The following is a 21614-nucleotide window of genomic DNA, read 5'->3' as shown; positions in this document are numbered from 1 at the left end:
GAGCTTTTAAGTTGATGAGCGATAAAAAAGGAGTTCCAATAACGACCGAACCAATACGCATCTAACCCATAATTGGTAAAATAACCTTAATTTCCGTACCAATTCCTTCCTGAGATTTGATGGCAATACTACCACGATGCAAGCGGATGATGTTCAAAGATAGTGGTAAGCCAACGCCATAACCTTTAAATTGGTTGGTGTTTGATGCACGGTAGAAAGGCTCAAAAATGTGTTGCACGTCTGATTCCGGAATACCAATTCCCTGGTCGACAACGGCGATAGAGAGTATATTCGATTTGCTTTCCAAAATAATATTTACCGGCTTATAGTTTGAATATTTGCAGGCATTGCTTACAATGTTGGTAATTGCGAGCTTAATTAAGTTTTTATTTACTTGCAGGGTTAACTGTTCTTCATCTTCCGGCAAATTAAGGAAGTTGATTTCTATCCTGCTGTTAGGGTGAACCTGATTTACAGAATCTTTAATTTCCCAAAGCAGTTCATCCATCCTAACTTTTTCTCGGGGTTGATTTTTTCCGTTGAAGCCGGATTGTGCCAAACCTAAAAGACTTGTTAAAATATGTTCCAGTCTTTCTGCTTCGTCCTGAATTTTTGATAAAGCTTTGTGCTGTTTTTCCGAGTCATCTTTAGCTTTCATTGCCAGTTCTACCTCGCCGCTTATAATTGTAAGTGGCGTTCTTAGCTCATGAGAAGCATTGCTGATGAAATTATTTTGTGTTTCGAAAGCAGTTTCAAGCCGGTTAAGCATGTTGTTAAATGTTTCTGCCAGTTGAGACATTTCATCACTGCCTTTTTTAACATCCAGCCTTAAATGAAGGTTTTCTGCTTTAATCCGCTTAACACTTTTTATTATATTTCTAAGAGGCATCAACATGTAGTTGGAAAATTTCCAGCCAACCACAAATGATAAAATTACAGAAAGGAAGAAGCCGATTATCAGAATTTTCTGTAAGTCTTTCAATTCGCGGAACCCAAATGGGTCGTTAGCGGAGACCACCACGATGTAGCCACTTTTTTTATTTTTAAAGAATTTACCGGCGTAGAAATGATTGTCGACGCGGTACCTGGCCATTAAGCCTGAATTAATCCGGTTGTAGAAACTTTTCGGTAAAACGATATCGGCTTTTATTTCGGGTTTGCCCGCTTCGATGATGTATTCTCTTTCTGAAGGTAAACGCTCCAGATATTGATTACGCATTTTCGCATAAACGCTGTTGTTGTCATCTTCGTAAAGTTTTAATTGAGCGGCAATGTTAACCCTTGCTTCCAGGCGTTTGTAAAAATCTTCGAAAGCAAATTCGTTAGAAAAATACCAAACAAATCCACTCAGCAATGAAATTATAACAGCAGATAAAATTGCGAACAATAGGGTTATTTTTTTTGCTATCTCCATTATCTTTCCTTCAAAACGTAGCCTAAACCAACAGCTGTATGAATGAGTTTCTGATCTGAGTTTTTATCAATTTTCTTTCTTAAATAATTCACGTAAACATCAACTACGTTGGTGCCAAGGTTGAAATCGATGTCCCACACGCTTTCTAAAATATCAATACGCGACAATATTTTCGATTTGTTTTTTGCCATATACTCCAGCAGCCTGTACTCGGTAGCAGTAAGCATAATATCTTCCTGATTTCTTTTCACGGTTTTGGCGCTCAGGTTAATTTGTAAATCTGCAATGGAAATTATCTGGTCGAGCGATACCGTTCCGCTATATCTCCGCAGCAGCGTTCTTATCCTGGCAAAAAGTTCGGCAAATTTAAATGGCTTTATCAGGTAATCATCGGCACCATTATCTAGGCCATTAACTACATTTTCGGTAGAGCCTAGCGCCGTAAGCATTATAATGGGCGTAGTTGGTTTTTGTTCTTTTATGATTTTGCAGAGTTCCAGGCCATTAATTCCCGGCAACATAATGTCCAGAATTATTAAATCAAATTGGTTTTCTAATGCCATTTGCTTTCCAATGGAACCATCTGGAGCAATACTAACTGTAAAACCTTCATCGGTTAAGCCCCTCGAAACCACTGAAACAACACTTGGTTCATCTTCTACCAGTAATAAATTCATCTTGTGGCAAATATCTAATAAAACGTTAAAATCAAAATGTAATTTTTAATTTAAAATAGGGTGTTGGTTTAACGTAATTAGCGGGATAATTGTTTTTGGACCCGGCACGCAAAAAAGCTCCTCAAATTTTGAGGAGCTTTTTTAAAAGGTACTAATTGCCTTTTTCTGATTTTTCTTTAAGGCTTGCCAGGCCACTTTCAAAGTCTTTTCCTATCATTTTATCCATCCCACCCATAAAAACACACATCCATTTGCTTATTAAATTTTGGTCGCCACTCATAGTCCAGGTTACCTTATTGCCACTTCCATCTGGCGCAATATCAAATTTCGTGTCGGCATGACTTTCAAAAGGTTCCCTGAAAAATAAATCGATATCAACCTGCTTATTGGGTTCAACCTTTAAAATTTTCATTTCGCCAGCGCCCATTTCTTTTCCTTTCCATTCGTAGATATGGCCTCGCTGCTGAGGTGTTCCCGAAAAGGTTGTTTTCGCTGTCGGTTCCATTTTTGCCCAGGGATTCCATTTGTAGAATTCCTTAAAATTGGCTACGTTTTTGTAGATGACGCTGTCTGGCGCATTGATAACTACAGATCTGTTTACCGAATAGGTCTTCGGAAGGAATAAGCCGCCCACGATAATAATTATAGCCAGGACGACAATAATTCCGAATAAAACTTTTAATACTTTCATAATTTGATTAGTTTGGTTAATTAAATTTAAAAAGAAACCTTATAAATCAAAATTGATGTTAAATAATATTTATTCTCGGTTTAGGCGGGTTTAACTTAAAATTCATCAAATCGGCTATGGACTTTGCCTTTTCCTTTATGCTTTCGGCGTTGTCTCCTTTAAATAAATCATCAACGGTTTCGAAGAAAATATTTTTCCAGATGTCGAATTCGTCAGTTTTCAGCGTCGCTTTATCACGAAGTTCGAAATGTGTTAGCATAGGATTACCTTTGTATGTGGCGTTGCCAAACAGTACGCTTTCCCAAAAGTCGTACATTTTAGGCAAGTGGTGAGTCCAGTCAACTTTTGCGATGTCGGTAAAAATTGGACCAATCCTTTTGTTTTCCTGTATTTTCTGGTAGAAGGTATCAACCAACAAAATTAAATCTTCGCGTGTCTGTATGTCTTTCTTCATCTAATAGCCGGTTCTTAGTGAGGTTAAATTTCGGGTATTTGCATCAAAAAAGGAACTTAAAAAATGAAAATACATGGCACAACGCTATTTCACTAGCTTCAGCCTTAGTTTATCATAATTAATTACCGCTTTATATTTAATCAAAATATCGCCGCCAATAATGCTTGCGATTGGCGGGTGGCCAAATTGTTGATACGTTTCACTTACGGATTGTAAATCAAAGGCAACGGTTTCGTAATCCTTTATCTTCAAGGAGCCAATCTTCAGTGATGGAATTGTAGCCTGAATGGTTGTGGTGGTTGTGAACAAAGTTGCTGCATTTATCTCATCAGAAACATGAAGCGTTTCTGAAAGATGTTTTTCAATAAGCCCTTTGTCGAAAACGCTTCGTGATGCACCGGTATCTAAAACGGCGAAATGTTTTTCTTTAAAAACAACAATTTCCACCAAAAGGTGGAAACCGTCGTCTTGTAAATTTATAAGTTTTAAAGGGATGGAAATCGACTTCATTTAAACCAGGTTCATGTCTGATAAAACGCTGTTCATGTTTCTAACTGCATCGGCACTTTTGTTGAATGCCGCCTGTTCATCCTCAGTTAATTTAAAATCGATAATTTTCTCCCAGCCATTTCTTCCGATTATTACCGGTACGCCTAAACAGATATCGCTTTGGCCATATTCACCTTCCAAAGAAACGCAACAAGTAAACAATTTCTTTTCATCACGCAAAATGGCTTCAACTAATGCAGCGCCGGCTGCGCCCGGGGCATACCAGGCAGATGTGCCGATTAGGCCGGTTAACGTTGCACCGCCCACCATGGTATCAGCTGCAACTTTATCAAGCGTAGCTTTATCTAGTAAATTGCTTACCGGTAAACTTTGGTAAGTAGCAAGTCTGGTTAATGGAATCATGGTTGTATCGCCATGTCCGCCAATCACAAAGCCTTGCAAATCGCCTGGGTTGCAATTTAGTGCCTGAGAAAGGTAAAATTTGAAGCGCGAACTATCCAAAGTGCCACCCATACCAATAATTCGGTTTTTAGGTAATGCTAAAGATTTTAGCGCCAGATAGGTCATTGTGTCCATCGGGTTGCTTATTACAATTATGATGGTTTCAGGAGAATATTTAAGTATATTTTCAGCAACACCTTTAACAATGCCGGCATTTATGCCGATAAGTTCTTCACGGGTCATCCCTGGTTTACGGGGCAAGCCCGAGGTAATCACGACTACATCAGAACCGGCAGTTTTGCTGTAATCATTAGTTACGCCTGTAATTTTGGTATCAAATCCTAAAAGAGTCGCAGTTTGCATCATATCTATGGCTTTACCTTCGGCAAAACCTTCTTTAATGTCTAATAATACAAGCTCGTTGGCTAGTTCCTTGCGTGCAATGTTATCTGCACAAGTTGCGCCTACAGCGCCTGCTCCTACAACCGTTACTTTCATATATTTTAAATTTATGGTTTGCTGTTAATTACCAATCGAAGGTATAAATAAATATAAGGTTTAAAAATCCTTTTCAAAACTTTATCAAGTATTTGAAAGGGTTCGTACTGTGGTACAAATTGCCAGCCAAATTTGATTTTTGAAGCCTGGATAATTCGTCAATCGACAAAAATTTACCTCAATAAAAATATGGGGCTATTGTACGCCAAATAGGAATAGAATTGGCTGTGGTAAAACCTTATAAGGCATTTTTGGTTTGATTTAAAAGAAATTAATATGGAAAACAAACCGTTATCAAATGTAGACTACCGTTCTTTTGAAGGAAAATGGTATTCGTTATACTCAATTCCGACTTTGATGGATAAGAACTGGCGACAAACAACAGAAACTTATACTTTGCAGGAGGGTGATCACTTTGATGTTTACACTACGTATCACAAAGAAGGGAAGCCGGAAGAACAATCCATTACCTCGAAATTATTTTTCGACGAAGGTAAGCCAGATGGCGACATGAAAGCGCAGTTTTTATGGCCGTTTAAAATTGGTTACTGGATTATAGAATTGGCTGAAGATTATAGTTATGTTGTTGTCGGTCATCCCGACGAGAAATATCTTTTTATTATGGCCCGACAACCGAAAATGGAGGCAGATTTATTGGTTCATATTATAGAAAGATGCCGTGAGAAGGGTTATAATGTGAGCGAGCTGGTTAGTCAGGAACATTTTTAAATAAGCTGACAATTCGATTTTGCGGTCTGAATTTAAGTTGACGGCACAGGTAATCGAGGTTGTAAATTACAATCAACATGACTTGGCAATAATTTAATTGTTGAAGAATTTTATGGTTTCCTGAATGTTTTTGTTGGAAATTAAATCATCGAAATTGCCGTTTTTTGGCAGATGGACATCAGGTATAATTTGCTGATGATAGTTGCCATTCCGGTCAGTATTGTAAGAAGTGTCTAGGGCGATGTTTTCTACTGATTTCCACTCTACTGATTTTTAAACAAGCATGACAAATTACACTATAAAGCATCGTTTAGCCAGCACAAAATCCTGGATTTTTGTTGATAAAATACTGACAACATCAATCGTCTAATTCGCTATTTTTGAAAAACCGTTAATATTCTGCAGCGGCTAATTCTTTAAAGCAACATATGTACTTAATTTTTGATACTGAAACTACGGGCTTGCCACGTAATTACAACGCTCCAATTACCGATACCGATAATTGGCCACGTTGTATTCAAATTGCATGGCAGCTACACGATGAGATGGGAAGGATGGTTGAACATCAGGATTACTTAGTTAAGCCTGAGGGGTTTAACATACCGTATGATGCTGAGCGAATCCACGGAATCTCTACTGAATTGGCTGATGAACAGGGGATATCACTTGCCGAAGTTTTAGAAAAATTCAACATTGCCTTATCGAAGTCAAAATTCATAGTTGGCCAGAATGTTGGTTTCGATGTAAACATCATGGGTTGCGAATTTCACCGTTTTGGTATCGCGAACAGGATGGCAGAAATGCCTGTTCTGGATACCTGTACGGAAGTAACGGCAGAGTTGCTGAAGCTTCCGGGTGGCAGGGGCGGGAAGTTTAAGTTGCCAACGCTAACTGAGTTACACGCGTACCTCTTTGGCGTTCCTTTTAACGAAGCGCATAACGCAACGGCCGATGTTGAGGCCACCACGCGTTGTTTTTTGGAACTTATAAAAAAAGAGGTCTTCAAAAAAGAAGAGCTTCTTGTTGATGCCGAATACTTTCCTCGTTTCCGGGAAGTAAATCCTGCATCTATACCAAGCTTTGGCATTCCGCATGTTAACTTGAAATCGGCTTCCGATGAAATTCGTAAGCGCCTTCAAAAAGCCGAAGGCGGCGGCGTATCGAGGCAGGAGCTGGCAGAAAATAAACAAGAGTTGGCTGCCGCAACCTTTGTCCACCTTCATAATCACACACAGTTTTCGGTTCTGCAGAGTACAATTAGCATAGCCGATTTAGTAAAAGCTGCGGCTGCGCAAAAAATGCCGGCAGTAGCCATGACTGATCATGCGAATATGATGGGCGCCTTTCATTTTGTAAACGCAGTTTTAAATCATAACAAAGCCGCTGAAGCTAAAAATGCAGCCGCAATTGAAGCCGGTGAAAGGCCAACCGAGGTTGTAATGACCCCGATAGTTGGAGTTGAATTTTTTGTTTGTGATAATCATCTGGACAGAACAACTAAAGATAATGGCTACCAGATGGTATTACTTGCGAAGAATAAGAAAGGTTACCACAACCTTGCAAAAATGTCTTCAATAGCTTATACGAAGGGCTTTTATTACGTTCCAAGGATAGACAGACAAGTAATTGAGCAATATAAAGAGGATATAATTGTTTTATCAGGAAACCTTTCCGGCGAAATCTCGAACAAGCTCTTAAACATGGGCGAAAATCAGGCTGAGGAAGCTTTACTTTGGTGGAAAGCGCAGTTTGGTGCCGACTTTTATGTTGAAGTTATGCGCCACAATCAGGAAGATGAAGACCGCGTTAACACGTCCCTGATTGCGCTTGCCAAAAAGCACGACGTTAAGCTGATTGCCACAAATAATACTTATTACATCAATAAAAAAGATGCAAATGCACACGATATTTTACTTTGTGTAAAAGATGGTGAGAAACAGGCAACGCCAATTGGTAGGGGTCGTGGTTATCGGTATGGATTGCCAAATCAGGAGTATTATTTCAAATCGCCTGATGAAATGAAAGCACTTTTTGCCGATTTGCCTGAAGCGATTTTAAACATTCAGGAAGTTGTAGATAAAATTGAAAGCTACAAACTTGCCCGTGAGGTTTTACTTCCGAAATTTGATATTCCGGAAGAATTTCTGGTTACCGAAGATGAAACGGATGGCGGTAAAAGAGGGGAAAATAAATTTCTCCGCCACCTTACTTATGAGGGTGCTAAGAAACGTTATGGCGAACTCACCACTGACGTAATTGAAAGGCTGGATTTTGAGTTGGCTACCATTGAAAAAACGGGTTATCCTGGTTATTTCTTAATTGTTCAGGATTTTATTGCTGAAGCCCGTAGAAGAGATGTTTCCGTTGGTCCGGGTCGTGGCTCGGCCGCAGGTTCTGTGGTTGCTTATTGCCTGTGGATAACGAACATCGACCCGATAAAATACGATCTCCTTTTCGAGCGTTTTTTAAATCCTGATCGGGTTTCAATGCCCGATATCGATATCGACTTTGATGATGAAGGCCGGGGCAGGGTTATGGAGTATGTAATTAATAAGTATGGCTCCAGCCAGGTAGCGCAAATTATTACCTATGGAACAATGGCTGCGAAATCATCTATCCGCGATACGGCAAGGGTATTGGATTTGCCACTTTTTGAAGCCGATAAAATTGCCAAGCTAATCCCAAACATGAAGCTTGCCAAAATTTTTAATCTCGATGAAAAGAGTTTAAAAGATGCTTTGAGGCCGGATGAATATGAGCGTGTTCAGGAGCTGAAAGCCATGGGTGGGCAGAAAGATTTAAGCGCAGAAACCATTCAGCAGGCGCAGGTTTTAGAAGGTTCACTAAGAAATACTGGTATCCACGCCTGTGGTGTAATTATTACGCCAAGCGATATTACCAACTTTGTTCCTGTGGCAACTGCCAAAGATTCTGATTTATATGTTACCCAGTTCGATAACTCTGTAGTAGAAAGTGCCGGCTTATTAAAAATGGATTTCCTGGGATTAAAAACCCTAACCCTGATTAAAGATACCGTTAAGCTGGTAAAGAAAAGACATAATATTCTGCTCGATCCGGATAACTTCCCGATTGATGATGTTTTAACTTACGAACTTTTCCAGCGTGGTGAAACCATTGGCATTTTTCAGTATGAAAGTCCGGGTATGCAGAAATACATGAAAGAATTGAAGCCGACTGTTTTCGACGATTTGATTGCCATGAATGCATTGTACCGCCCCGGACCGATGGAATATATCCCAAGTTTTGTTAGGCGTAAAAATGGCGAAGAGGAAATAAAATACGATTTAGATGCCTGTGAAGAATATCTAAAAGAAACCTACGGGATTACGGTTTACCAGGAGCAGGTAATGCTTCTATCACAAAAGCTGGCCGGTTTTACCAAAGGTGAGGCCGATGTTTTGCGTAAGGCAATGGGTAAAAAACAGAAAGATGTTCTTGATAAAATGAAGCCTAAGTTTGTTAAACAGGCTTCAGAGAAAGGACACGCTGCGGATACTTTAGAAAAAATCTGGAAAGATTGGGAGGCGTTCGCATCTTACGCTTTTAATAAATCGCACTCTACCTGTTATGCCTGGATAGCTTATCAAACCGCATACCTGAAAGCGCATTACCCTGCAGAATATATGGCAGCAGTACTATCAAATAATATGAGTGATATTAAGCAGGTCGCATTCTTTATGGAAGAGTGCCGCCAGATGGGTGTTGTGGTTTTAGGTCCTGATGTTAACGAATCTGATCTAAAATTCTCCGTAAACGCCAGAGGCGAAGTCAGGTTTGGTATGTCGGCTGTTAAGGGCGTTGGCGAAAAAGCGGTGGAGAGTATTATCGAAGAACGTTTGGAGAAAGGCCCTTACGCTTCTGTTTATGATTTTGCAAAGCGCTCCAACACCAGGATAGTAAATAAAAAGGCTTACGAGAGTTTCGTTTACAGCGGCGCTTTCGATGCGTTTGGAGGCCATAGAGCTCAGTATTTTTACATCGGCCCAAATGATAAGATGAATGGTATCGAGAAAATAATAAAATACGCAAACGATTTCCAGAACAACGAGAGTACTTCTCAGGCATCATTATTTGGCGGTTCGAAAGCGGATATGATTCTGGAACCTACCTTGCCAGTTTCACCGGAGTGGGCGTTAATGGACAGACTCAAATACGAGAAAGACGCGATTGGTATTTTTCTTTCCGGTCACCCGCTTGATAACTATAAACTGGAGCTCGACAAGTTCTGCACACACGGCGTTAGGCAACTGAGCATCATCAACAAAGTTAGAATGGGCGATACCAATGAAGAAATCCTTGCTGAATTTACTAAGTTGCAAAACCGCGAACTTTGTGTCGGCGGATTGGTGGTTACTGCATCGCAACGCATAACAAAAAACGGAAAACCTTTTGGAACATTCGTTTTTGAAGATTACGATGACGCCTGCGAAATGGCCTTATTTGGAGAAGACTTCCTTAAATTTAAATCATTTTTAACGGAAGGTTATTTCCTGCAAATCCGCGGAAGAGTAGGCGAGCGCTTTGGTAAAGCCGGTGACTGGGAGTTCAAAATCACTTCAATAAACCTAATGTCGGAATTGAGGGACAAACTTGCGAAGAGCCTTACCATTCAGGTGCCTATCGAAAGGGTTAACGATGAATTGATGCGTCAGATTGAGGAAATTTTAGCAGACAATAAGGCAAATACCGAGCAGCAAAACTGCCAACTTAACTTTGCTGTTTTCGATAGCGAAAAACAAATTATGTTAGACTTGCCTTCTAAAAATTTAAAAATTAATCCGAGCAACAAGTTCTTAGAACAATTAACAGGATTGAATGTTGTAAATTACAAACTGAACTAGGTTAAACCATCATTTAGCAGCTTTGTAAATAGATTAGCTATTTTTTAAAGCTGAATGTTTAGTGCTAACTAATGGGGACTTAAAATTTAAGCTTTATAAAGGCAATGTCAAATTGGCAAGATACCATAGCTGGCATTACAATTGAATACATATATTTGAACATAAAAAAAATAATTATGGCATTAGAAATCACAGATGCAAACTTCGAGGAGCTTGTATTAAAATCAGATAAACCCGTATTAGTAGATTTTTGGGCAGAATGGTGTGGCCCTTGTCGCATGGTTGGTCCTGTAGTAGAAGAGATTGCGAAAGAATATGATGGTAAGGCTATCGTTGGTAAAGTTAACGTAGATAATAACCCTCAAATTTCGATGCAATTTGGTATTCGTAACATCCCTGCTTTACTGTATTTTAAAGATGGACAGGTTGTTGACAAACAGGTTGGAGCTGTGCCTAAATCTATCTTAGCAGAAAAATTAAATAAGCAATTAGCTTAATTTAAAATATAGCCGAGAGGCTTGTAACATATTTAAAACCCGGATTCATTTGTTTGTTCCGGGTTTTTTTATGCAAGAATATTTTTGTTCCTTTATTGAAAAACTCAATCATCTTTATGAACCTATTAAATAACAAAACATTAGGTGTTGCACTGGCAGGATTATCAATGAGTTTAGCCTTTGCCAACCCTGTTTCTGCTCAAAGCCCTGTTGAAACAAATAAGCCTTCGGCTGATTATAAACCTGCATTTGAAGGTCAAACCCGGATTGCAGGCGTAAAATCGAAAACAGCAATTGACGTTTCCGTTTTAAATGATAAACTTGAAAACCCCTGGGCAATTTCTGTGCTGCCAAATGGCGGATTTCTAATTACCCAAAAACGTGGTACAATGGTTATACTTACCGCCGATGGTAAACTCAGTAAAACGATAGCTGGCCTGCCGAAAGTAGATCCATCCGGACAAGGCGGATTGCTTGATGTTACCTTAGATCCTGATTTTGCAAAAAATAGAATGGTTTATTATGCATATTCAGAACCTCAGGATAAAGGTGTCCTGCTGGCCATTGCTAAAGGCAAATTATCGGCAAGTGAAACCGCATTAGAAAATCAAACTGTAATTTACAGGGCAACACCATCTTATACTGGTAAATTACAATATGGCTCCAGAATTGTTTTTGATAAAAATGGGAACCTTTTTGTAAGTACCGGTGAGCGTTCGGGAAGTGATATCAGAATGCAGGCGCAATACTTAAATTCATCATTAGGGAAAATTCTCCATTTAACAAAAGATGGCAAACCTGTTCCTAACGGACCATTTGCGGGTAAAGCAGATGCAAGATCAGAAATTTACGCCTTGGGTTTGCGTAACCCCGATGGTTTGGCGATAAATCCGCAAACAGGTGATTTGTGGGAAGCTGAATTTGGCCCTAAAGGTGGCGATGAGGTTAACATCATTAAACCGGGGAAGAATTATGGCTGGCCGGTAATTACCTATGGTACGGAGTATAGCGGACAAAAAGTTGGCGATGGTATCCAACAAAAAGAGGGGATGGAGCAGCCGGTTTATTTCTGGAATCCGAGTATTTCACCAGGTTGTATCGCTTTTTACAATGGTTCGGCCATTGCCGAATGGAAAGGTAACTTATTTGTTGGAGGCTTAGGTGGTTCACACATTATTCGTTTGGTAATTAAAGATAATAAAGTTGTTGGCGAAGAGCGGTTGCTCGAAGGAATGGGTGAGCGTTTCCGGGACATGGTAGAAAAAGACGGAGCACTTTACACTGTTACCGATAATGGAAAATTGTATAAAATAGCTAAGAAATAATTTAAAAAGCCGAATTCAATATTGAATTCGGCTTTTTAACTAATTGTTTCCTTCGAGAACAGACTTGTTTTTCTCGGGGTTAACTTCGGTGAACCGTAATAAAGCGCCGAAATATTTAATTCCTAATCTCAGATTTGGTAAAAGTTATCCAATCTGTTAAAAAATTGTTTTTTTTATTCATTAGTATTCAGTTGCTTCCGTAAATTAGAAAAAAGTCTCTTAATGATAAAGATTGAGTGGATAAATTTTTAGCTTTACGATATGCAAGCAGTGAAATACGAAAATGAAACAAGTTACGGTAACCTGGAATTGCTTGCCCAGCAGGTTGTAGAGGGTTTTATCACTGGTTTGCATAAAAGTCCGTTTCATGGTTTTTCAGTAGAATTTGCAGAACATCGTCAATATAACAATGGTGACAATGTGAAGAATATTGATTGGAAGTTATATGCCAAAACCGATAAATTGTATAGCAAAAGGTTTGAAGAAGAAACCAATTTGCGCTGTCAGTTTGTTATCGATGTCTCCTCTTCGATGTACTTCCCCGAACCAAAAAACAACAAACTTACCTTTTCAATCCAGGCTGTTGCATCATTGATGTATTTGTTGAAAAAACAGCGTGATGCTTTCGGACTAAGTTTATTTACCGACGAGCTCTTGCTTAATTCGCCCGCCAAATCAACAACTGTCCATCAGAAATATCTGTTTATGCAGCTCGAAGATTTACTCGACAAACCTAAAGTAAATGCACAAACAAATTTAAGTGAAGCTTTACATCAGGTTGCAGATCTGATTCATAAAAGATCGCTGGTTGTAATTTTTAGCGATTTATTTAATACCCAAACAACCAAAGCTAAAACCGATGAATTTTTTGACGCTTTGCAACATTTGAAATTCAATAAACATGAAGTGGTCGTTTTTAATGTTGTTGATAAATCAAAAGAAGTAGATTTTGATTTTGAAAACCGTCCTTACCAGTTTATTGATATGGAAACAGGTGAAATGATAAAAGTGCATACCAGCCAGGTGAAAGAAAATTATACAGCTGCAGTTGCAGACTATCGCCAACAAACGGCATTGAGATGCGCCCAATACAAAATAGACCTAATTGATGCCGACATAAATGAAGGGTTTTATCCTATACTGCAGTCTTATTTAATTAAAAGACAGAAGTTAGGTTAGTATTTTAGGTTGCCATACAAACAACTGCTAATTAGAAACGTTAAAATAGTTGTATAAATTTTTAAACTTCAAACGATGTTAGAAAAAGGCTCTAAAGCACCAAATTTTGAATTGAATGCGACTCCCGACCAAAAAATAAAATTGAAAGACTTTAAAGGTAAGAATGTAATTTTAGCCTTCTATCCGGCAGATTGGAGCCCGGTTTGCAGCGACCAGATGGCTCTTTATAACGAAATGCTTAAATACTTTAGTAAATACGATGCACAAATTCTCGGCATTTCTGTCGATAGCGTATGGTGTCATCTTGCCTTTTCTGGAGATAGGAAATTGCACTTTCCTTTACTTGCCGATTTTGAACCGAAAGGCGAGGTGTCAAAAGCCTACGGTGTTTATGACGAAGAAACCGGTGAAAGTAAACGTGCCTTGTTTGTAATTGATAAAGAAGGTGAAATTGCCTGGAGCTATCTATCACCAACGGCCGTAAATCCGGGTGCCGATGGAATTTTAGATGCATTAGAAGAAATTAAAAACAAATAAACATGAGCACATTAAAACCATCCTTATCAGATAAAGATCACATCCAGGGCTCGGAATCAGCAACCGTCGAGATTGTTGAGTTTGGCGATTATGAATGCCCTTATTGTGGCGATGCATATCCAATTGTTAAAGAAATTCAGGAAACTTTTGGCGATCAGATAAGTTTTGCATTCCGGAATTTCCCCCTTCAGGAAGCTCATCCGTTTGCCTTTCCGGCAGCCTTAGCTGCCGAAGCCGCGGCAGTACAGGGTAAATTCTGGGAAATGCACGATGCCCTTTACGACAATCAGCATCGGCTTGCCGAAGATATTTTTACTGAGTTGGCAGAAACAATTGGCTTAGATTTAGAGAAATTTGAAAAAGATTCGCAATCGGAAGAAATAAAGCAGAAAGTAGACAGCGATTTTGAAAGCGGTGTTAGAAGCGGCGTAAACGGAACACCATCATTTTACGTAGACGGAACAAAGTTTGATGGCGGCGTAATGGATTTGTATCAAATGCTTAAAGAAAGCGCAGAATAAAAAACCTCATGTATTTTGCAATACATGAGGTATCAGATAAGGGTAACCGGAAAACTAAAAAACTAATTATGAGTTTTTAGAATTTAACAAAACGGAAATCGCTTCTTGTGTTTTGTTAGTTCAAAGGTGCACTTCAATTATGAAGTTTTAGTGAAGAAACCTGCCATTCGTATTTTATTTTAGTGCATGATTTTTCTTTGGCACTTTGGAAGCGGAAATATTGCCTGGGCTAATTATTTAGCCCGCATTATGAAACAATATTGCACAATCCTTTATTACTACAGTATCATTTAATCATGCCGATTAAATATTAATTTAAAAGTTTTTCCATGAGTAAAAATGTTGCAGAACAACTGGTAGAAATGCTTGTAGAAGCCGGGGTAAAAAGAATTTACGCCGTTACAGGTGATAGCCTGAATTATTTTAACGACGCGGTAAGACGGAATGGTAAAATAAAATGGATACATGTACGAAACGAAGAAGCAGGTGCCTTTGCGGCCGCTGCCGAAGCCGAGCTTGATGGCATTGCATGTTGCGCAGGCAGCTGCGGACCAGGGCACGTACATTTAATAAACGGCTTATACGATGCGCATCGCTCTCACGTACCCGTAATCGCAATAGCATCCACCATACCAACTACAGAGTTTGGAACCGAATTTTTTCAGGAAACCAACACGATTAAGTTATTTGATGATTGTAGTTACTATAATCAGGTAGCAACAACGGCAGCACAAGCACCACGTATGCTGCAAACGGCAATTCAGCATGCGGTACATAAGAAAGGAGTTGCCGTTTTTGGTTTGCCGGGCGACGTTGCCGAACTCGATGCAGTTGAAAGCATAACTTCGATGCAGCTCTTTAGAAACGCACCAATTATAAGGCCAGCTGATGCGGAACTCTCCGAATTAGCCCAACTTTTAAATTCGGAGAAAAAAATAATGCTTTACTGTGGTATTGGGGCGGCACAAGCTCATGATGAGGTGATTCAGCTTGCGGCGAAATTGAAGGCGCCTGTAGGGTTTTCATTTCGTGGTAAAATGAGTATTCAATATAACAATCCATATGAAGTTGGCATGACGGGCCTGCTCGGCCAGCCATCTGGTTACCATGCCATGCATGAAGCTGATGTGGTTTTGCTTTTAGGCACCGATTTTCCCTACGTAAATTTCATGCCTGTAAAAAATAAAATAGTACAGATAGATGAAAGTCCGGAACGCTTAGGCAGAAGGGCGAAACTTACACAAGGCTTGTGTGGCAATATTGCCGATTCCATCAAGGCTTTATTGCCATTTATTGAAGAGAGGAAAGATGATGGCTTCCTCAAAGCTCAGCTCGAGTTTTACAGTAAGGTAAAGGAACACCAGCAGGTGTATGTTAATGATAAAGGTGAAGAAAACAGAATTCAGCCAGAATTTGTTGCTGCTACCATTAATCGTTTAGCCAAAAGCGACGCAATTTTTACGGTAGATACCGGGATGTGCTGTGTTTGGGGAGCAAGATTTATTGATGGCACCGGCGAACGGAATATGCTCGGTTCATTTAACCATGGTTCTATGGCAAATGCAATGCCAATGGCTATTGGTGCGGCATTAGCACATCCCGAAAGGCAGGTAATTGCTTTATGCGGCGACGGTGGATTATCGATGTTATTAGGCGATTTAGCCACGATAAAACAGTATAATCTGCCGATAAAACTTATCGTTTTCAATAACCGTGCTTTAGGTATGGTTAAGTTGGAGATGGAGGTTGATGGTTTGCCAGACAGCGAAACGGATATGGTTAACCCCGACTTTGGTTTGGTTGCGCAGGCCATGGGTTTCACGGGGATTACCGTTTCCAAACCTGAAGAAGTTGAAAACGCAATTGCCAATGCATTTGTTACCGAAGGACCAGTTTTGTTAAACATCTTAACGAATCCTAATGCCCTGGCAATGCCGCCTAAAATTGAATGGGCGCAGGTTAAAGGGATGACAGAATCGATGGCAAAGTTAATGTTGGGTGGTAAAATGTCGGAAGTATTCGATACGATCAAGTCAAACTACAAACATTTGGGAGAGGTGTTATAAAATTTATCTGCAATATTATTCGTCATTGCGAGGTTTGCAATTATCTTCAAGCATTTTTGTTTTATAAGAATGCTAACTGAGATAGTTGAGTCACACCTGGCAATGACGATTTTTTTTAAAAGGAATAAATAATCTAGCTACAAATTCCCTCTCAGTTCTTGCTCACGTTCTAAAGATTCGAATAAGGCTTTAAAATTTCCGGCACCGAAACTTTGGGCCCCTTTACGCTGAATGATTTCGAAAAACAACGTTGGCCTGTCTTCAATCGGTTTCGTAAAAATCTGAAGCAGATAGCCTTCTTCATCGCAGTCTACAAGAATTCCAAGGCCTTCAAGAATTTTTATTTCCTCATCAATTTGTCCAACACGTTGTGGCATCATATCATAATACGCTTCGGGTGGGGCACTTAAAAATTCGACACCCCGTGATTTTAATTCTTTTACGGTTTTGACAATATCCTTTGTTGCAACGGCAATATGCTGCACGCCTTCCCCTTCATAATATTCCAGGTACTCTTCAATCTGCGATTTCTTTTTACCTTCGGCAGGTTCATTAATGGGAAATTTTGAGAATCCATTTCCGTTGCTCATTACCTTACTCATCAATGCAGAATATTCCGTGTTAATTTGTTTATCATCGAAAGATAGAATATTTACAAATCCCATCACTTCTTCATACCACTTAACGGCTTCATTCATTCTGTTCCAGCCAACATTTCCTACGCAATGGTCAATATACAAAAGCCCTGCGTCGGCCGGTTTGTAATCACTTTCCCAATCCCTGAAACCTGGCATGAAGGTGCCATTGTAATTTTTTCTCTCGATAAACATGTGTACGGTTTCACCATAAGTGTATATTCCACTCATTTTCACTTCGCCGTTCTCGTCCGTTAACGTTTTCGGTTCCATGTATGGCTTTGCACCACGTTTTGTCGTTTCCTCAAAGGCATTATAAGCATCATCAACCCAAAGCGCCAAAACTTTAACACCGTCGCCATGTTTTTTAACATGCTCAGAAATCGGATGGTCTGATTTTAGCGCCGTTGTAAGAATCAATCTGATTTTGCCTTGTTGAAGTACATATGATGCCCTGTCTCGCAAACCAGTTTCCGGCCCGGCATAGGCCAAGCTCTGAAAGCCAAAGGCTGTTTTATAGTAGTGAGCAGCTTGTTTTGCATTGCCCACATAAAATTCAATATAGTCCGTTCCGTTAATTGGCAAGAAATCCTGTGCCTTGGATATTTTTTCTGCAAATGTTAGTGTTTCCATTTTTGTTGTATCAGGTAATTAATATCGTGTATAAAGATGTTTCGTTCGTTTTCAAAAGTGATTTACTGCGCAATTGCAGCGAACCTGCATTATTCTACATTTATTTGCCAGCTTTTGTGGTAGTTTTCATCTTCAATATCTAAAGCATCCTGCGTAAGCATTAATGGTTTAAAAGGGTCGATCATTACTGCAAGTTCATCGGTTTTTTCCTTTCCAATTGATTTTTCTACCGTACCGGGATGTGGGCCGTGTGGAATACCACCGGGATGTAAAGTGATTTGCCCTTTAACTACACCTTTCCTACTCATAAAATCGCCATCTACATAATAAAGAACCTCATCGCTGTCTACATTGCTGTGGTTATACGGAGCAGGAATCGAATCAGGATGGTAATCATACTTGCGGGGAACGAATGAACAGACAACGAAATTATGCCCTTCGAAGGTTTGGTGTACTGGTGGCGGCTGGTGCAGGCGACCAGTTATTGGTTCAAAATCGTGTATAGAGAATGCATAAGGATAATGATAACCATCCCAGCCCACATAATCAAAAGGATGTGTACCATAAGTGTATGGATAGATCAAACCTTGTTTTTTAATTAAAACCTTAAAATCTCCATATTCATCATGCGTTTGCAGGTTTTCGGGCAACCGTAAATCCCTTTCGCAATAAGGCGAATGTTCCATCAATTGCCCAAACTGATTTAAATATCTTTTTGGGGGTCTTAGCGGACTAAAACTTTCTACAATGAATAAACGGTTCTCTTCTGTATCAAATTCGAGCTGATAAATCGTCCCTCTTGGAATAATCAGGTAATCGCCATACGCAAATCTAATCTCGCCGAAGCCGGTTTTTAGCTTGCCAGAGCCTTCGTGTACAAAAATCATTTCATCAGCCTGGCTGTTTTTGTAGAAATAATCTGTCATAGATTTTCTCGGCGCCGCTAGCACGATATGCAAATCACTGTTTACCAAAACAGGTTTACGGCTTTTTAGATAATCGTCCTCGGGCTTTATTTTAAAGCCAATTAAACTTGTATGTTTTAGGTGCTTCTCACGGGCAATTTTTGGCTCTACACTGTAAGGTTCGCCCAAATGCTTTACAATTGTTGGGGGATGACAATGGTAAACAAGCGAGTAAAGGCTGGAAAACCCCTCGGTTGATACCAGTTCTTCTGCATATAAATTACCATCGGGCTTACGGAAAACCGTGTGCCGCTTTGCAGGAATTTGCCCCAATTTATGATAAACAGGCATAATAATTATTTTATGGTTAGAAAGAAAAATCTTCAGAATAAACAATCGAAAAGCTAATGCGTTTCAACTAAGTAAAGAATGCAGAAAAGATTAAAGAGAATATTGGGCCATGATTAATTTCGATAGCATTTTGTAACGGCGTGCAGCAATTGCATCGTTTACAAGGGTTATATGTAATGCTTTTAAAATCATGTTTTGATGTTGCTAAAGTAATGATTTTATTTTGAACTTAAAATTTGTTTATATTTAAAGCAACCCCAAAAGCTTTATTATGAAATTTGTTTTAAGTCTCTTGATTTGCATTTTGATTTCATGCACAGTTTCTGCACAAAAAAAGTGGAAATATAAAGTTAAAGTTATCGAACATAGTGGAAAACGACATCGTGGATTTTTTTACGCCGCAGAAGATACAAGGCTTATAGTAATTAAAAAAAATGCAGACACCGTTGGGATAGATGCAGCCGATATCGATAGGCTTTTTATTCACAGACGTGCGATTGTTGCTCCTGTTGCCATTGCTGCGGCTGCTGCCACCGCCGCCCTCGCAATTGATAATCCAAATGCGCTAGAAACGGCCGTAATCATAATTATTGGCGTGCCATTGAGTGTTTGCGCTGGCCTGGTTGTGGGTGAGCTTTTTGCAAATAAAAGATTTTACAAAGAGCTTCAGGCAAAAGATTTCCCTTCCATAAAGGCAGACTTACAAAAATTTACGGTCCTCAAATAATCGATATTTGCTTTTTAATTGCTGCCCTAAATCACTAGCTTTACCCGGTATTTTAACCAAATTATATGAAATTAGTATCCTATAAAACTGAAGACCGAGAGCATCTTGGCGTTTTCATAAACGGCCATATTTATAATTTAAACAGTTGTGATAAGTTGCTTCCTGATACAATGAACGAATTTCTTCAGGGCGGAGAGGTGTTGATGGAACGGGCTAAAAAAGTAGACAACGAAATCAAAAACGGAGCGCTTGAGGCTAAAGAAGAGATTTTTTATGAAATCCTTGCTCCGGTTCCGCACCCAACAAGCTGCAGAGATGGTTATGCCTTCAGGCAACATGTAGCTGCGGCTCGTAGAAACAGGAAAGTAGATATGATTCCTCAATTTGATGAATACCCGATTTTTTATTTCACCAACCATAATGCCATACAGGGAACAGGTGAAATTGAGTGTATGCCCGATCATTTTGAAAAGCTGGATTTCGAACTCGAGCTTGCAATTGTTATTGGAAAAAAGGGGAGAAACGTAAAGGCCGCAAACGCTGATGAATACATTGCCGGTTACATGGTTATGAACGATATGAGCGCCAGAACATTGCAAATGGAAGAAATGCTTTTAAACCTGGGGCCAGCTAAAGGAAAAGATTTTTCTACAGTAATTGGTCCGTGGCTAGTTACACCAGATGAACTCGAACAATACAAAGTTGCACCAAAAAACGGGCATACAGGTAATGCTTACGATTTAAAAATGACTTGCCGGGTTAATGGTATTGAAGTTTCCAAAGGAAATGCTGCGGATATGGATTGGACTTTTGCCGAAATTATAGAACGCTGTGCCTACGGAGTAGACATCCTTCCCGGCGACGTGATAGGTTCTGGTACGGTTGGTACAGGTTGCTTTTTGGAGTTAAATGGAACCGGTTTATTAAACGACCCAAATTACAAAACGCAGTGGCTGCAACCGGGGGATGTGGTAGAAATGGAAATAACAGGCTTAGGTGCGCTAACCAATACCATAACAAAGGCCGAAACAGACTTTTCTATTTTAGCTTTGAAAAAGTAAAATGACAACGCTAAAAGCCGAAGATTTATCAGCAGTTCAACTTCAGGATTATTTGCAATACGCCATTGCGCCGAGGCCAATTTGCTTTGCCTCTACAATTGATGCGGAAGGAAATATAAATCTGAGTCCGTTTAGTTTCTTTAACATGTTTAGTACCAAGCCGCCAATTTGCGTTTTTTCTCCCGCAAGGCGTGTTCGCGATAATACTACTAAACATACACTTGAAAATGTTCTTCAGGTAAAGGAATGTGTAATTAACATTGTTAATTACGATATGGTACAGCAAATGAGCTTAGCCAGTACTGAATATGCTAAGGGTGTAAATGAGTTTGAAAAGGCGGGCTTTACAATGCTTAAGTCGGATATGGTTTCACCGCCAAGAGTTGCAGAGGCACCTGTACAGATGGAGTGTTTAATAAATGAAGTGATTTCATTAGGCGATACCAATGGTGCCGGTAATTTAATTTTGGCAGAAGTAAAGCTAATCCACATCAAGGAAGATATTCTTGATGAAAGCGGAAAAATTGATCAGCAAAAAATTGATTTAGTCGCACGTTTAGGTGGCGACTGGTATTGCAGGGTAACAAAAGACAATCTTTTTAAAGTTGCAAAGCCTTTATCTAAACTGGGTATTGGAGTAGATAATTTGCCCAGGTCGGTACGGTTTTCCAAAGTGTTAACCGGAAATGACTTAGGGATGCTGGGCAATGTAGAAATGCTTCCTACAGAAGATGACATTGACGCAGTAAGTCAGTTAGCTGATGTGAAAGAGATTTTAGACGCTACAATAGGTGATGCAACAAACAGGGAAAGAGAATTACATGAACTTGCAAAAGGCGCTTTAAAACAGGGAGAGGTAGAACTTGCACTAAAAATTGTATTACTGTAAATTTACGAAAAC

Annotated in this window: 19 protein-coding genes; 11 read left to right on the top strand and 8 right to left on the bottom strand. The window is 39.5% G+C overall.

Annotated features, from left to right (window positions below; translation table 11 throughout):
- Window positions 1–61: 61 nt before the first annotated feature.
- The 6 genes from AC0IWT_RS08105 to mdh form a co-directional block, all read right to left on the bottom strand.
- A complete protein-coding gene (locus tag AC0IWT_RS08105) occupies window positions 62–1414 on the bottom strand; it encodes a sensor histidine kinase (protein ID WP_056871272.1) in 1353 nt (450 codons plus the stop codon).
- Complete coding sequence (locus AC0IWT_RS08100; RefSeq protein WP_471796763.1) at window positions 1414–2091, bottom strand: response regulator transcription factor; 678 nt, start codon at window positions 2089–2091, stop codon at window positions 1414–1416. Before AC0IWT_RS08100 ends, AC0IWT_RS08105 begins: the two co-directional genes overlap by 1 nt.
- 151 nt (window positions 2092–2242) lie before the next feature.
- Entirely contained in the window at window positions 2243–2782 is a 540-nt protein-coding gene (locus tag AC0IWT_RS08095; RefSeq protein ID WP_471796762.1) for an SRPBCC family protein, read from the bottom strand.
- A gap of 58 nt (window positions 2783–2840) precedes the next feature.
- Window positions 2841–3236, bottom strand: a complete 396-nt coding sequence (locus AC0IWT_RS08090) for a group III truncated hemoglobin (protein WP_056871269.1) — start codon at window positions 3234–3236, stop codon at window positions 2841–2843.
- 84 nt (window positions 3237–3320) lie between these two features.
- Window positions 3321–3746, bottom strand: a complete 426-nt coding sequence (locus tag AC0IWT_RS08085; RefSeq protein WP_471796761.1) for an aspartyl protease family protein — start codon at window positions 3744–3746, stop codon at window positions 3321–3323.
- Window positions 3747–4685, bottom strand: coding sequence for a malate dehydrogenase (mdh, locus tag AC0IWT_RS08080; protein ID WP_471796760.1), 939 nt, complete (start codon window positions 4683–4685; stop codon window positions 3747–3749). It abuts the gene before it with no gap.
- 276 nt (window positions 4686–4961) lie between these two features.
- Here mdh and AC0IWT_RS08075 point away from each other — a divergent pair, with 276 nt between their 5' ends.
- From AC0IWT_RS08075 to AC0IWT_RS08040, 8 genes are all read left to right on the top strand, one after another.
- Window positions 4962–5414: a lipocalin family protein gene (locus AC0IWT_RS08075; RefSeq protein WP_471796759.1), complete on the top strand. Its 453-nt coding sequence runs from the start codon at window positions 4962–4964 to the stop codon at window positions 5412–5414.
- Window positions 5415–5842: 428 nt separating this feature from the next.
- Complete coding sequence (gene dnaE / locus AC0IWT_RS08070) at window positions 5843–10276, top strand: DNA polymerase III subunit alpha (RefSeq protein WP_471796758.1); 4434 nt, start codon at window positions 5843–5845, stop codon at window positions 10274–10276.
- A 176-nt stretch (window positions 10277–10452) separates the two neighbouring features.
- Window positions 10453–10773, top strand: a complete 321-nt coding sequence (gene trxA, locus AC0IWT_RS08065) for a thioredoxin (protein ID WP_056871761.1) — start codon at window positions 10453–10455, stop codon at window positions 10771–10773.
- Window positions 10774–10889: 116 nt separating this feature from the next.
- The gene (locus AC0IWT_RS08060) at window positions 10890–12098 is read left to right on the top strand and encodes a PQQ-dependent sugar dehydrogenase (RefSeq protein ID WP_471796757.1); all 1209 of its coding nucleotides are present in this window, start codon (window positions 10890–10892) and stop codon (window positions 12096–12098) included.
- A 261-nt stretch (window positions 12099–12359) separates the two neighbouring features.
- The gene (locus tag AC0IWT_RS08055; protein ID WP_471796756.1) at window positions 12360–13277 is read left to right on the top strand and encodes a DUF58 domain-containing protein; all 918 of its coding nucleotides are present in this window, start codon (window positions 12360–12362) and stop codon (window positions 13275–13277) included.
- A gap of 75 nt (window positions 13278–13352) precedes the next feature.
- Window positions 13353–13814 carry a redoxin domain-containing protein gene (locus AC0IWT_RS08050; protein WP_471796755.1) on the top strand — a complete coding sequence of 154 codons (462 nt, stop codon included), beginning with the start codon at window positions 13353–13355 and terminating at the stop codon, window positions 13812–13814.
- A gap of 2 nt (window positions 13815–13816) precedes the next feature.
- The gene (locus AC0IWT_RS08045; protein ID WP_471796754.1) at window positions 13817–14335 is read left to right on the top strand and encodes a DsbA family protein; all 519 of its coding nucleotides are present in this window, start codon (window positions 13817–13819) and stop codon (window positions 14333–14335) included.
- A gap of 329 nt (window positions 14336–14664) precedes the next feature.
- A complete protein-coding gene (locus AC0IWT_RS08040) occupies window positions 14665–16401 on the top strand; it encodes a thiamine pyrophosphate-dependent enzyme (protein WP_471796753.1) in 1737 nt (578 codons plus the stop codon).
- 137 nt (window positions 16402–16538) lie between these two features.
- Here the strand turns inward: AC0IWT_RS08040 and hppD are convergent, their stop codons facing one another.
- Both hppD and AC0IWT_RS08030 read right to left on the bottom strand, forming a co-directional pair.
- Window positions 16539–17669, bottom strand: a complete 1131-nt coding sequence (gene hppD, locus AC0IWT_RS08035) for a 4-hydroxyphenylpyruvate dioxygenase (RefSeq protein ID WP_471796752.1) — start codon at window positions 17667–17669, stop codon at window positions 16539–16541.
- Between the two features lie 89 nt (window positions 17670–17758).
- On the bottom strand, window positions 17759–18925 hold the full coding sequence (locus AC0IWT_RS08030; RefSeq protein WP_471796751.1) for a homogentisate 1,2-dioxygenase: 1167 nt from the start codon (window positions 18923–18925) through the stop codon (window positions 17759–17761).
- Between the two features lie 271 nt (window positions 18926–19196).
- Between AC0IWT_RS08030 and AC0IWT_RS08025 the strand changes: the two genes are divergently transcribed.
- The 3 genes from AC0IWT_RS08025 (at window position 19197) to AC0IWT_RS08015 (ending at window position 21602) form a co-directional block, all read left to right on the top strand.
- Window positions 19197–19652, top strand: coding sequence for a hypothetical protein (locus tag AC0IWT_RS08025; RefSeq protein ID WP_471796750.1), 456 nt, complete (start codon window positions 19197–19199; stop codon window positions 19650–19652).
- 65 nt (window positions 19653–19717) lie between these two features.
- Window positions 19718–20713, top strand: coding sequence for a fumarylacetoacetate hydrolase family protein (locus tag AC0IWT_RS08020; protein ID WP_471796749.1), 996 nt, complete (start codon window positions 19718–19720; stop codon window positions 20711–20713).
- 1 nt (window position 20714) lies between these two features.
- Window positions 20715–21602: a flavin reductase family protein gene (locus AC0IWT_RS08015; protein ID WP_471796748.1), complete on the top strand. Its 888-nt coding sequence runs from the start codon at window positions 20715–20717 to the stop codon at window positions 21600–21602.
- The last annotated feature ends 12 nt before the right edge of the window (window positions 21603–21614 follow it).

Source organism: Pedobacter sp. AC464, assembly GCF_979253075.1.
Note: the sequence above shows the minus strand (reverse complement) of the source record. Positions and strands in the feature narration are given on the sequence as shown.